Genomic DNA, 13,397 nt, shown 5'->3' with positions numbered 1-13,397 from the left:
TTTTAAAATCCTATTTGAGCCTTATTGTGAACAACCCAACCACGCCTAGCCTAAGCACGTCTCATATCAATAAGCCAGCCAATACCGCCAATCAAGGCTCGTATTTAGGTTCATTTTGGATGGTATTGGCAGCGTTAAGTTTTACCATGATGGGCATTTTGGTCAAACTCGCCAGTCAAAAATTTGCCATGCACGAACATGAATTGGTATTTTGGCGAGTGATTTTTGCCACACTAATTTTAGGCACACAAGCATTATTATTAAAACAAAGTTTTAAAACAGCTTATCCTATGGCACATTTTGGACGCAGTTTTGTTGGTTCAATCAGTTTATTAATGTTTTTTTATAGTATTGCCCATTTACCTTTGGCAACGGCGATTACTTTTAGTCATACATCAGCATTATTTTTGGCAATATTATCAGTTATTATTTTAAAACAAATGCCGAGTAAATTAACTTGGTTTGCTTTAGGTTTAGGTTTTTTTGGTATTTTATTATTATTACGCCCTGCAATTTTACATAATGGTTTAGTGCCAAGTTTAATGGGGGTGAGCTGTGGTTTATTTGCTGGTTATGCTTATTTACAAGTCCGAGAATTATCTTTAAAAGGCGAGCCAACATGGCGGATTGTCTTTTATTTTTCATTATTGGCATCGATAATGTCAGCATTAACCAGTAGCATTAAAGGCTGGACGAGTATTAGTATAGAAAGTTTACCTTATTTATTTGGCATAGGTTGTTTTGCCATTATCGGGCAAATCGCCATGACGCATGCTTATAAAGTTGGGCGAAAATTTATGGTGGCGGCATTGGGTTATTTGGTCGTGGTATTATCGACATTATACAGCGTATTTGTTTTGCAAGAGCATTTGGGATTGTTGGCGATTTCGGGGATTTGTCTAATTGTGTTGAGCGGATTATTAGCTGGTATTAAAAAATAACATTGGCTAATATAAAAACATTAATTTGAAAAAGATGTCTATGATGAAAAAATCAAATCACTTAAAACGTGTTGCCTGTACAGTATTGTCTTTGGCAATATTGGCGACTATCGGCTGTGCCAAAACAGATGCCCAGCAAAATCAGCCACAAACTCTGTCATTGGTGCAACAAGATTTTAATAACACGGCAAAAAACTTATTAAATCAAGCACAAAGCTATCGTCAAAATGCCACAGCAGAGCAAAAGAACAGTTATTTTCAATTATTAGGGATTGCTGCAAAACAGCAAGATTATGCTAAATTTGGGCAAGATTTTTTTCAACATATTGAGCCTGCTGTCATGCAACGGGCTGCCGAAAAAGAAGATGATAAAACAGTACAACAGCAATTTGATCAAATTATTCAATAATATAGCTTAACTGATGATCAAAGATTAGCTTTGCCCGCCAAGCAATCTGCTCAATTATTTTGTAATCCACAAAAAGAGCCGACTTGTATGAAGGGTATTTTTGCCACAAAAAAAGGACTGGAAAAATGCCTTACAAACCCATCAGACCTTAGCTGAGCGTTATACAAAATTTGTGCAATCTGAGCCTGCGGTCACGGTATTGCCCTATTTTTCTTATACGCCGATTGTGGAATATCCTTATTTAACTCAAGCACAGCGATTAAATCATTTGTCATTATTGACCATGGCAGACGATCATCAAGCTCAACAGGCGATGGATTTGGCACTTGCAGATTTAAAATGCTTAAGATTACAGCTTGCCCAAGAAAATACTTTAATCGGTAAATTGATTTTTAATCATATGGTGGTGAGTCAATTACAAGCTATTGTGTTATTAAAACAACGCTATCATGCCAAAGCCGAGCCAATTGCATTTTTATCAGAACAAGAAGGAAGTCTAGCATTGCCCTTTGCACAGGAATTTGAAGGGCAAGTGGTGGTATTGCAACAGCAAAATTTAAGCCAACAAAAAGGCTACGATCATGCCGATACCGTCAGTGCTTTTGCGGATTATATGCAAAAGCAAATCAATCTGTCTAAAATGCCTATCGAACAATGGCTCAAGACACAAAATGAAACAGATATAAATGATGGGATTAAAACTGATAAAGAAAAAAATCCGCTCGGTACGCAATTAATTCATATCGCAACGCCTGCTTTTCAGGTTTATACGCAACGGATGTGGCAAGTCGATAATATGATAAATGCGACAAATCATATTTTATCTGATGGTAAAATTCCTTTAAAAAATGTTATGGACAGCACAGCAACAGCAATAGATAAAAACGCTGAGAAAATCTGTATGACCATGCCAAGCATGAAATACGCTGAATCCAAAGCACCATCAAAATCATGTGTTTATCTATAAGTGAGAAAATAATTAATGGTGCTTATTTTGGTAAATCGGTAAATTTGCTTTGATCATTCAGAAGCTTAAAAACAAGAATCTGCATTAGAATCTAGCAAATTTGGTGCTTCTTCAAAGGATAAAGGTGTTTTGCTATTTTTGGCATAATATTTTAAGCCCCAAACATTTGCCCCTTGGCTATCAAACGTATATCGTCCATTGACTTTACCTTGATAGATTTCGGTAAAATAATGTCGAACATGCGATGGTCTGCCGTCCACGCCTTGCACTTCTTTAGTGTCATTAAATTTGACATCAATATCTTTATGGTCTTTGCCATAACGTACTTTGGCAAATGCCCAATCGCTATATTCACTGGTCCAACGGTCTTTTTTGGCATAAATGCGAAACTCTAATTGGATTGGTTTTAGTGTTTGTGGATTGGTCGTTTGCCAACAACGGACATCATAGATTTTGGTGTCGTCAGCAAAACTGAATGTGCTCGTCATCAAACAAGTCACGATGGTGAGTGCTTTTAAAATGTTCATCAATATTTCCCTTATATTTTTATTTAGGCAATAAAAAAGACTGTAACGGCATGACGATTAAAGTCTTGAGTTACAGTCTTTTAGTGTATTACTTTAGGCGATTGCCTACAAGTATTATACTACAGAAACGTAGCGACGGCCGAATTTGCCTTTCACTTCGAATTGTACTACACCGTCAGTGGTTGCGAACAAAGTATGGTCACGACCCATACCTACGTTTGCACCAGCGTGGAATTCTGTACCACGTTGACGAACGATGATGTTACCTGCAACTACAGATTGACCACCGTAAACTTTTACACCAAGCATTTTAGGATTTGAGTCGCGACCGTTTTTAGTCGAACCACCAGCTTTTTTAGATGCCATGTCTTTCTACTCCTCGTAATTAGCCTGCAATGCTCGTAATTTTCAACTCAGTAAACCATTGACGGTGACCTTGTTGTTTACGATAGTGCTTACGACGACGCATTTTGATGATGCGTACTTTGTCATGACGACCGTGGCTAACCACTTCTGCGGTTACTTTTGCACCAGCAACAACTGGTGTACCAATTTGAATATTATCGCCATTAGCCAACAATAATACATCATCAAATGTAATTGTTGAGCCAGTTTCAGCTTTTAATAGTTCAACTTTAAGGGTTTCGCCCTCAACGACACGGTGCTGCTTACCACCGCTTTGAATCACTGCGTACATAATGTACTCCAACATCTGCCCGTGTCGTCGTGCCAATACAAGGAAATATTGAACTTCAAACGAACGCCACTGGGGAATTAAGCTTGAGAATTTTACAAAAAAAAGCCACTTTGCTCAAGTGATTTTTGAATGAAATCAGCAAAATTTACAAATAATCGATTATCTATGCTAAATCCAACCATCACAAAAATAATTCTGTGTTAGACTATAGAGAGAATATGAACACACCGCATGGTTTTTTATATGGTTTTTTAGATTGACGCAGATCGTCAAAAAAGCGTAAGCAAACCAGTAGAAGACCTATAAATTGGGTTAGGCTATGACAATCGATTTTCAACGCGATATTTTACAACCTGTTGCGGCAGATTTTGCTGCAATGGATACGTTTATTAATCAAGGGATTACCTCAAAAGTCGCTTTGGTGATGGCGGTCAGCCGCCATGTGGTGGAAGCGGGCGGCAAGCGTATGCGTCCTATCATGTGTCTGTTGGCTGCCAAAGCCTGTGATATGCAAAATATGGAACATGCTCGCCACCTTGCAGCGATTGTAGAAATGCTACACACTGCCACGCTAGTACATGATGACGTAGTAGATGCCTCAGGCTTGCGTCGTGGTCGTCCAACAGCCAATGCCACATGGGACAATCAAACTGCGGTGCTGGTAGGGGATTTCTTGATTGCCCGTACTTTTGATTTGATGGTGAATTTACAAGATTTGACCTTATTAAAAACGTTTTCTTCAGGGACTTGTGATATCGCTGAGGGTGAAGTATTACAATTACAATGGCAACATCGCCCAGACGCTACAGAAGAAATTTATTTACAAATTATTCATGGCAAAACGTCACGTCTGTTCGAAATGGCAACCGAAGGCCCAGCCATTTTAGCCAACAAACCACAATATCGTCAGCCTTTGCGTGATTATGCTTGTCATTTTGGCAATGCTTTTCAAATTATCGATGATATTTTGGACTATACTTCTGATGCGGATACGTTGGGCAAAAACATCGGTGATGATTTGATGGAAGGTAAGCCGACACTACCGTTAATCGCTGCTTTGAATGCTTTGGACAAGAATAGTGAAGACTTTAAATTAGTAGAAAAAAGTATTGCCACAGGCGGAGTAGAGCATCTGGACAAGGTGATCTCGATTGTACATCAAACAGGTGCTTTAGATTATTGTCGTAAACGTGCAGCAGAAGAAACTCAAGCGGCAATAGATGCTTTGAGTGTTTTACCTGATAGCCCGTATCGTCAGGGGCTAGAGAATTTGGCAAAAATGGCATTACAGCGTATCCATTGATGGTTTTTGCATCCAGTTGATTTAACATCGCAATATCATTTGTAGAGAGTGATTATTTAAAAAATTTGTTTGGGCTAAGATCAATATGAAATCAATACAGCAAATTTTAATGCAAATGCAGGCACAAAATGATCAACCACAGGTTGAGCCAGTGTTACTGGTTGAATTGGTTGATTATTTACGCCCGAAAGATGTTGAAAATAGCCAAGAAATCCAAAACAATATTCAAAATTTCATCGATGCGGTGATTCGTATGCCTACAGGCGTAGAGATCATTCAGCGTTATTTTTTACGATTACTCAATCAATATAAACAAGTCAGTCTGTATGCCGAAAGTGGTATTTTAAGTTTGGAGGGTTTTTCTACCCAATTGACCAAACGTATTGGTGCACATTTTTTACCGCACGTCAAAGACGACTCTCAACTCAAAGCACTGGTGGGGCGAGTTTTTTCAAAACCTACTGATCATGAATGGTTAGAGAATATTAGTCATGAAGAATGGCAAAAACTATTGCAACTTTTTGCCCATTCTAATGCCAATCAAGGTAGTAAACATCGCATTCGTATGCAAATGATCAACGCAATGATGACGATTTCTTATCGTATCAGTGCGATTAGTCTGCACCCAGAATTTACCCACGCCTATCCACAGATTGATGAATACGAATCGCCTTTTTTTATCCAAAATCGTGAACTCATTGAATTTATTGAAACCTATAAAAAATACGAAACCAAATATGATGAAGTCAGTGTAATCCCTTTGCCGAATCCAGCACAAGCCTTGGTCATCTTGGATCAATGTCGTGATGTGATGTTGAAAGTCAAACGTGCCACCAAACGTACTGGGGTGAGTTTGAGTTTGACTTATCTTTTGGTTTTATTAGAACAGTCTATTGTACGTCTAGAAAGTTTGTTGCACTTGATCACGGCACAGGGTCAGTCACAGCATCAGGAGATGATTAAACTCATTAAACAATTGACTCATGCTCACTACGGTGACCAAAGTGTGCGTGAGCTATTGGCGGTAAATACTGAGTTAATGGCATTACAAGTCACTGAGAATGCCAGCAAGAGCGGTGAGCATTATGTCAGCACTGACCGTAAAGGCTTTGCAAAGATGTATAAAAAAGCAGCGTGGGCAGGTGCGATCATCGCCACGATGGCGACCATCAAGATCTTACTCGGACGTTTATTTTTAGCACCGATTTGGCAAGCGATTACCAATAGTTTGAACTATGGTCTAGGTTTTGTATTTATCCATGTGCTGAAACTCACCGTTGCCACCAAACAACCTGCTATGACCGCAGCCGCTCTCGCTGCCACAGTACAAAATAGCAAAGGCTCACGCAATGCACAGATGGCAGAGTTATCAGGTCTGATTGTGAATATTATTCGTACTCAATTTATTGCGATTGTCGGTAATATTTCTATTGCCATGCCTACAGCATTTTTAATTGTTTATGCTTGGCAGTGGGCTTTTGATGAGCCACTTATGAATCCTGCCAAGGCAACATATGTATTACATAGATTAGACCCTTTTGCATCATTGGCTGTGCCACATGCTGCTGTTGCTGGGGTATGTCTGTTTTTATCAGGTTTGATTGCAGGCTATTATGATAACTTGGCGACTTATCGTCATATTGGTGCCCGTATTCAAGCACATGAAAGATTACAAAAGCTATTTAACCCTAAACGCTTAAAGAAAATTGCCAATTATGTTGAGAATAATCTCGGTGCAATCATGGGGAATTTTATTTTTGGTTTTATGCTTGGTAGTATGAGTACTATCGGTCACTTTTTGGGTCTGCCTTTGGACATTCGCCATATCGCATTTGCATCGGCAAACTTGATACAAGGCTTGCTGACCGTAAACAGTCCTGATTTAGCATTAGTCATTATTTCAGCATTAGGTGTATTATTAATTGGTCTGACTAACCTTTTTGTGAGTTTTAGCTTGACTATTATTGTGGCATTACGTGCAAGACGTGTGCAGATGAAAGATTGGAAATCTTTAGCAAAATTGATTTTAACCCATTTTGTGACGCATCCTTGGGATTTCTTTTGGCCGCCAAAGCGTAACGAGCAACCTGTAATTAAAGGTTAATAATAAATTCAAAAAATCAGTGATTCAGAGTGTACTATTTGGTACATTTTGAATCAATTTTGTTATAAAATAACAAACTGCTTAACAAATTGTCATATTTGTACACATAAATTATGATAATATTCACCACAATGATAGAAAAAAACAATCAACTATTTAAAAACGATTGTTTTTTCTAAATACAAATAAGCAATACTTTTGTATAAATTGTATGCTAAATCACTACACCTACGTCCTATGCTTGATCGATACATTTTGCATTGATGTTGCAAGACCTAGGGAGAGAGGTATTTTTGTGAGATGAAAATATTTGTACGTTGATTTTATAAAGCAACACAATGATTTATACGAAAGTATTGTTTTTTGAGTCCAAAATTTTTTAATTTAGAGCTAGGTGTAGTTATGCGTAAACCAAATTTAATTCACGCAATTTTGCTGTCCAGTGTTGTGGCGAGCAGTCTAATTATGGTTGCTTGTGGTAAAAAAAATGAAGATAAAAAAACGGCAAGCACGGCTCAAGCCGAACAGCCACCTGTTAAAGTGGGTGTATTGATCGCAGAGCCACAATCGATCGAAAGCACTGTAGAGTTGACAGGTCGTGCGGCAGCACACCAGCATTCAGAAGTACGTCCACAAGCCAGTGGTATTATTCTCAAAAAATTATTTAATGATGGTGACTTTGTTCGTGCTGGACAAGCACTTTATCAAATTGATGATCGTACCAACCGTTCAAATGTAGAAAGTTCAACAGCAAGCTTGGCACGTCAACAAGCTAATCTCAATGCACTTCGAGTCAAAGAACGTCGCTATGCTGAGCTATTAAGCAGTAATGCGGTATCTCGCCAAGAATATGATGATATCGTGGCACAAATCAAATTGGCAGAAGCGGATATCAAAGTCAGTAATGCTAGTCTCAAAAACTCACAAATTAATCTGCAATATTCGACAGTACGTGCACCTATTTCGGGACAAACGGGACAGTCTTTGGTCACAGAAGGTGCTTTGGTTGCCGCAGGTCAAAATAATCCACTGGTGACAATCCAACAGCTTGATCCAATTTATGTGGATATTAGTCAGTCAAGTAGTGAGCTTTTACAATTACGTCAAAAACGTGCTCAAGGTCAATTAGGACAAAGTAATACAGCAACAGTCAAACTCAAACTGGAAGATGGCAGTACCTACCCAACGGAAGGTCGTATGACTTTCTCGGGTGCAACGGTGAATCAAACCACCGGTGCAGTAATGTTGCGTGCGACTTTCCCCAACCCACAACATATGTTGTTGCCAGGTATGTTTGTGAAAGCCGAAATCGTACAAGGCGTACGTCAGAATGTATATTTAGTACCACAAACTGCGGTCGGTCGTACCGCAACTGGCGATGCAACCGTGTTGGTCGTCAATGCGGAAGGGAAGTCCGAAGTACGTAACGTCAAAACTGTAGGTTCACAAGGTAATCAATGGATTGTTAGTGAGGGACTCAATACCGGTGATAAGATCATTGTTGATGGGATAGCAAAAGTTAGACCAGGGCAAAAAGTCGAAATCACAGCAAGCAACAATGCTTCGGTACTGGCTTCAGGGACATCAGCCAGTACTCCTGTTGCTGCCAGTGCACCAGCATCTGCGGCGAAGTAAAGGTGAATTAAATTATGGCTAAATTTTTTATTCATCGACCTATCTTTGCATGGGTGGTTGCGTTAGTGATCATGCTTGCGGGGATTTTAAGCTTAATTAAAATGCCTGTGGCTCAATATCCGACTATTGCTGCACCACAAATTAATATCTCTGCCAGTTATCCAGGTGCATCTGCGGATACTGTTGAAAATACAGTGACGCAAATCATTGAACAACAGCTCACTGGTTTGGATGGTATGCGTTATATCACTGCAACCAGTAGTAACAATACTGCTTCTATTTCAGTATTCTTTAATCAAGGCGTGGATGCAGATACCGCACAAGTACAAGTGCAAAATAATGTACAATCCGCCACACGATTATTACCACAAGATGTACAACGCCTAGGTGTGCGTGTCAACAAGGGCAATACGGGTTATCTACAAGTTATCGCTATGTATTCACCTGATAACAGCATGTCACGCTCCGATATTAGTGATTATATCAGCACTTATATGGCAGACCGATTACGTCGTGTTGAAGGTGTAGGTGATGTGCGTGTGTTTGGTAGCTCATATGCCATGCGTATATGGTTAGATCCTGCAAAATTGGCAAGCCATAGTCTGACGCCAACAGATGTCCGCAATGCAGTGACCGCTCAAAATGCACAAGTGGCAGTAGGTCAAATTGGTGCTTTGCCGACAGTAGAGGGTCAAGCGATCAATGCTACCGTGACCGCCCAAAGTCTATTGCAAACGCCTGAAGAGTTTCGCAAAATTATTCTCAAAAATAGTGGCGACGGATCGATTGTCTATCTAGGCGATGTGGCAAAAGTTGAAATCGGTTCAATGGACTATGGTACATCTGCAACATTCAATGGTCAGCCTTCAGCAGGTATAGGCGTAAGCTTGGCTACAGGCGCTAATGCATTAGATACTGCAAAAGCGATCGAGGCAGCCTTGGCGGATATGCGTCCTAATTATCCAGCAGGTATGAAAGATACTGTTGCTTATGACACAACGCCTTTTGTGGAGCGTTCAATTAAGAGCGTTGTAAACACGTTAATTGAAGCAGTGTTATTGGTATTTATCGTCATGTTCCTATTTTTACAGAACTGGCGTGCTACGATTATTCCGACCTTTGCAGTACCTGTGGTGGTGTTGGGTACATTTGCGGTCATTAGCTTTTTTGGTTATACCATCAATACTTTGACCATGTTTGCGATGGTGCTAGCAATTGGTTTGCTCGTCGATGATGCCATCGTTGTGGTGGAAAATGTAGAGCGGCTCATGGTAGAAGAGCATCTTGACCCAATCGCTGCGACTGAAAAATCCATGAAACAGATCACAGGTGCGTTGGTAGGGATTACCGCTGTGTTGGTGGCAGTGTTTATTCCGTTATCTTTTATGGGCGGTACAACAGGGGTGATTTATCGCCAATTCTCTGTGACACTGATCACTGCGATGTTCTTGTCTTTGTTGGTTGCAATCGTATTTACACCTGCACTATGTGCGACCATGCTGAAAAAGCACGATACCAATAAACCACAAAGCAATCACATTTTCGCCCGTTTCTTCCGTAAATTTAATACAGGCTTTGATCGTTTTTCTTTACGTTACCAAAACGGCGTACGTCGTATGATTTCTGGGCGTATGGTGTCATTGGCTGTATTTGTGGTACTTTGTATCGGCTTAGCTTTGACATGGAAAAAAATGCCATCATCATTCTTACCGAGTGAAGACCAAGGTATGATCATGACTATGGTGCAGTTACCACAGAACTCATCTTTGCAACGTACCCAAGAAGTGATGGACAAAGTCAGTGATTATTATCTCACCAAAGAAAAAGATACAGTACAATCTGTCATGGCAATTTCTGGTTTTGGTGGGGGGAGTGCTGGACAAAACCAAGGTATGGCATTTGTCCGTTTAAAAGATTGGTCTGAACGTAAATCAACTGAAACGCAAACACCAGCATTGTTGCAACGTGCTCGTGGTCTAAATGCCATTCCAGAAGCACAATTTATCGCTCCTGTACCTTTACCCATCATGCGTGAATTGGGTAACCCTGGCGTAAGTATAGTACTGCGTGATGTGGCAGGAGATGGCCATCAAAAACTGCAACAAGCCAGTCAAGCTTTAAATAAAATGATGACCGAAGGTGGGCATTTTGAGTCGATTCGTCCAGATACCCAACCTTATGCACCACAGTATAAAATCACTATTGATCAGCAAAAAGCGGGTGCAATGGGCGTAAGCTTGAGTGAGATTAACAATACTATGGCATTGGCATGGTCAGGTAATTATGTAAATGATTTCTTGGATCGTGGTAGTGTGAAACGTGTCTACATCCAAGGCGAATCAGCAAGCCGTGCTATGCCTGAAGACCTTAATAAGTGGTATGTGAGAAATAACCAAGGTCAAATGGTGGCATTCTCTAGCTTTGCAACAGGCGAATGGACCACCGCAGCGATCAATCGTAACCGTTATAATGGTGCATCATCGATCACGATTAATGCCATGCCTGTGGGGATGAGCTCTGGCGATGCGATGAAAGTGCTTGAGGGCTATGTAGCAAAACTACCAGAACAAGGTTTTGAAGGATATAGCCTAGATTGGACAGGTTTATCACTTGAAGAGCAAGAAGCAGGCTCACAAAAGATGGTCGTATTTATTCTTGCCGCATTAATGGTATTCTTGATCTTGGCAGCTTTGTATGAGAGCTGGTCTGTACCGTTCTCCGTGCTTTTGGTCATACCATTGGGTATTTTGGGTTCGGTATTAGTGACCTTTTTGACCATGCTGATTACCAAAGATACCAATATGAGTAACAATATTTACTTCACTGTTGCTATTATTGCAGTCGCAGGTCTATCAGCAAAAAATGCCATCTTGATTGTAGAATTTGCCAAAGAATTGCAAGAAGAAGGCGAGGAATTGCTTGAAGCAACGCTGCATGCTGCCAAGATGCGTTTACGTCCGATCATCATGACGACGTTGGCTTTTGGTTTTGGTGTCTTGCCATTGGCATTGGCATCAGGTGCAGGTGCAGCAGCACAGCATTCGGTAGGCTATGGTGTATTGGGTGGTGTACTGAGCTCAACAGTGCTGGGTATTTTCTTTATCCCGATTTTCTTTGTGGTGGTGCGTAGTATGTTTAAATACAAGGCTAAACCAACCTCAACTGTTGTATTGGAAAAATAACATGAATGTTCAATCTGTAAATATATTTAACCCTGCTCAAGGTGGTGGTCGTGTAGCAAAGGTCATGCTCATGTCTGTATTGGCGGTGGCTTTGGCAGCCTGTCAGAGCACTCGCATAGCAAGTGAGCCACAGCCTATTGTGAAGACCGATATTCCACAAACATTTACTGCCTTACCGCAGCCAGAACAGCCATCGATTGCAGCCCAAGGTTATCAAGAGTTTTTTGCTGACCAACGTTTAAAAGACTTGATTGCCTTGGCATTACAAAATAACCGTGATTTGCGAGTTGCTGCCTTAAATGTGGAAAAAGTACAGCAACAATATCGTATTGCCTATAATGGTTTATTGCCTACAGTTGGGGCGAATGCAGGTATCACACAGTCTGGCAATAGCTCACAAAGCAATACAAGTTATAATGTCAATTTGGGTGTGACCAATTATGAGCTGGATTTTTGGGGGCGTGTTGCGAGCCTAAAAGATGCTGCATTAGACAATTATTTTGCTACACGTGCGGCACAAGATAGCACGCAAGTGGCATTGATTGGTCAAATTGCGATGGCATGGGTAAACTTGTCTTATGCAGAGCAAAATCTTGCACTTGCAGAGCAAACCTTAAAGACACAACAACAAGCTTTGGATTTGAATCAAAAACGCTTTAATGCAGGTATCACCAGTGAGTTGCCTGTGAGTCAAGCGCGTGTATCGGTTGAAACGGCTCGTGGTGATGTTGCAAACAACAAAACACAAATTCAACAAGCCAAAAATGCGTTGAATCTATTGGCAGGTCAAGTTGTACCAAACAATTTATTACCGACACGTGCAGTGCAAAGCATTACTAATAATACTGTTTTGAATGCAGGTTTACCAAGCGAGCTACTGAATAATCGTCCTGATCTACAGGGCAGTGAGTATCGGTTGCGTGCTGCAGGTGCCAACATTACCGCAGCACGTGCAAGACTATTTCCAAGTATTAGTCTAACGGGTTCGGCAGGTTTGGCATCTACTTCATTGTCAGATTTATTCAGTTCAGGTGCTTTTGTGTGGCGTTTAGCTCCATCTGTGGATTTACCAATATTTGATTGGGGAACACGACAAGCCAACGTAAAGGTGAATGAAACAGAGCAAAAAATTGCACTGGCAAATTATGAAAAAGCAATTCAGACTGCCTTTCGTGAAGTCAATGATGTCCTAGCAACACGTGCCAATATTGGCGATCGTATTGCTGCCCAACAACGTTTGGTTGCAGCGACTAATTCAGCCTACCGTATAGCAGACGCTCGTTTTAAAGCAGGTTTGGACAATTATTTGAGTGTGCTATCGGCACAACAAAATAATTATAATGTGGAAAAAGGCTTATTGGCATTGCAACAAGCACAAATTAATAGCCAAATTGAGTTGTATAAAACTTTAGGTGGTGGTGCAACTTTGATGAAATCACCGACCAATCCGACACCAGTAAGTACTACGCCTAAGTCACCCTAAAGCATTGTTCCATAAAAAAAGCAACCGATAAGGTTGCTTTTTTAGTAGAGGCTAAAAAGTTTAATTTTAAGCTAGGGCGTGTTGACAATTAACGCAAATTGATTATTGTTGCAGCCAGATAGATATTAGCAGCAAAAGATTCATCGGTT

Annotated in this window: 11 protein-coding genes; 8 read left to right on the top strand and 3 right to left on the bottom strand. The window is 40.4% G+C overall.

All coding sequences use genetic code 11. From position 1 onward, the window contains the following. The first annotated feature begins 26 nt into the window (after positions 1-26). The 3 genes from ACEYX7_RS05735 (at position 27) to ACEYX7_RS05725 (ending at position 2,317) form a co-directional block, all read left to right on the top strand. On the top strand, positions 27-941 hold the full coding sequence (locus tag ACEYX7_RS05735; protein ID WP_374803618.1) for a DMT family transporter: 915 nt from the start codon (positions 27-29) through the stop codon (positions 939-941). Positions 942-984: 43 nt separating this feature from the next. Further along, complete coding sequence (locus tag ACEYX7_RS05730) at positions 985-1,350, top strand: hypothetical protein (protein ID WP_374803616.1); 366 nt, start codon at positions 985-987, stop codon at positions 1,348-1,350. Positions 1,351-1,450: 100 nt separating this feature from the next. Then, positions 1,451-2,317, top strand: coding sequence for a hypothetical protein (locus tag ACEYX7_RS05725; protein WP_374806848.1), 867 nt, complete (start codon positions 1,451-1,453; stop codon positions 2,315-2,317). 65 nt (positions 2,318-2,382) lie between these two features. Here the strand turns inward: ACEYX7_RS05725 and ACEYX7_RS05720 are convergent, their stop codons facing one another. From ACEYX7_RS05720 to rplU, 3 genes are all read right to left on the bottom strand, one after another. Continuing rightward, entirely contained in the window at positions 2,383-2,844 is a 462-nt protein-coding gene (locus ACEYX7_RS05720) for a hypothetical protein (RefSeq protein ID WP_374803613.1), read from the bottom strand. A gap of 114 nt (positions 2,845-2,958) precedes the next feature. Continuing rightward, positions 2,959-3,210, bottom strand: coding sequence for a 50S ribosomal protein L27 (rpmA, locus tag ACEYX7_RS05715; protein WP_374803611.1), 252 nt, complete (start codon positions 3,208-3,210; stop codon positions 2,959-2,961). Positions 3,211-3,229: 19 nt separating this feature from the next. Then, the gene (gene rplU / locus ACEYX7_RS05710; RefSeq protein WP_374803609.1) at positions 3,230-3,541 is read right to left on the bottom strand and encodes a 50S ribosomal protein L21; all 312 of its coding nucleotides are present in this window, start codon (positions 3,539-3,541) and stop codon (positions 3,230-3,232) included. Between the two features lie 319 nt (positions 3,542-3,860). On the opposite strand from rplU, the gene ACEYX7_RS05705 reads away from it, so the two are divergent. From ACEYX7_RS05705 to adeC, 5 genes are all read left to right on the top strand, one after another. Continuing rightward, positions 3,861-4,844, top strand: a complete 984-nt coding sequence (locus ACEYX7_RS05705; protein ID WP_374803607.1) for a polyprenyl synthetase family protein — start codon at positions 3,861-3,863, stop codon at positions 4,842-4,844. A gap of 85 nt (positions 4,845-4,929) precedes the next feature. Next, complete coding sequence (locus ACEYX7_RS05700) at positions 4,930-6,948, top strand: site-specific recombinase (protein WP_374806847.1); 2,019 nt, start codon at positions 4,930-4,932, stop codon at positions 6,946-6,948. Between the two features lie 402 nt (positions 6,949-7,350). After that, positions 7,351-8,583 carry an efflux RND transporter periplasmic adaptor subunit gene (locus tag ACEYX7_RS05695; protein WP_374803603.1) on the top strand — a complete coding sequence of 411 codons (1,233 nt, stop codon included), beginning with the start codon at positions 7,351-7,353 and terminating at the stop codon, positions 8,581-8,583. A gap of 14 nt (positions 8,584-8,597) precedes the next feature. After that, positions 8,598-11,765 (top strand): efflux RND transporter permease subunit, encoded by a 3,168-nt coding sequence (locus ACEYX7_RS05690; RefSeq protein ID WP_374803601.1) that lies wholly within the window; start codon positions 8,598-8,600, stop codon positions 11,763-11,765. Positions 11,766-11,829: 64 nt separating this feature from the next. Further along, positions 11,830-13,248 (top strand): AdeC/AdeK/OprM family multidrug efflux complex outer membrane factor, encoded by a 1,419-nt coding sequence (gene adeC / locus ACEYX7_RS05685; protein WP_374803650.1) that lies wholly within the window; start codon positions 11,830-11,832, stop codon positions 13,246-13,248. Positions 13,249-13,397 lie beyond the last annotated feature (149 nt).

The sequence above is a fragment of the Hubeiibacter jixunmingi genome (assembly GCF_041928215.1).
In the GTDB taxonomy this organism is placed as follows: Bacteria; Pseudomonadota; Gammaproteobacteria; order Pseudomonadales; family Moraxellaceae; genus Acinetobacter.
Note: the sequence above shows the minus strand (reverse complement) of the source record. Positions and strands in the feature narration are given on the sequence as shown.

Bases quoted from the DNA above. Each gene is read 5' to 3' on its own strand.
- ACEYX7_RS05730 (WP_374803616.1), top strand. From the start codon at position 985: ATGAAAAAATCAAATCACTTAAAACGTGTTGCCTGTACAGTATTGTCT.
- ACEYX7_RS05720 (WP_374803613.1), bottom strand. From the start codon at position 2,844: ATGAACATTTTAAAAGCACTCACCATCGTGACTTGTTTGATGACGAGC.
- rpmA (WP_374803611.1), bottom strand. From the start codon at position 3,210: ATGGCATCTAAAAAAGCTGGTGGTTCGACTAAAAACGGTCGCGACTCA.
- rplU (WP_374803609.1), bottom strand. From the start codon at position 3,541: ATGTACGCAGTGATTCAAAGCGGTGGTAAGCAGCACCGTGTCGTTGAG.
- ACEYX7_RS05705 (WP_374803607.1), top strand. From the start codon at position 3,861: ATGACAATCGATTTTCAACGCGATATTTTACAACCTGTTGCGGCAGAT.
- ACEYX7_RS05700 (WP_374806847.1), top strand. From the start codon at position 4,930: ATGAAATCAATACAGCAAATTTTAATGCAAATGCAGGCACAAAATGAT.
- ACEYX7_RS05695 (WP_374803603.1), top strand. From the start codon at position 7,351: ATGCGTAAACCAAATTTAATTCACGCAATTTTGCTGTCCAGTGTTGTG.
- ACEYX7_RS05690 (WP_374803601.1), top strand. From the start codon at position 8,598: ATGGCTAAATTTTTTATTCATCGACCTATCTTTGCATGGGTGGTTGCG.
- adeC (WP_374803650.1), top strand. From the start codon at position 11,830: ATGCTCATGTCTGTATTGGCGGTGGCTTTGGCAGCCTGTCAGAGCACT.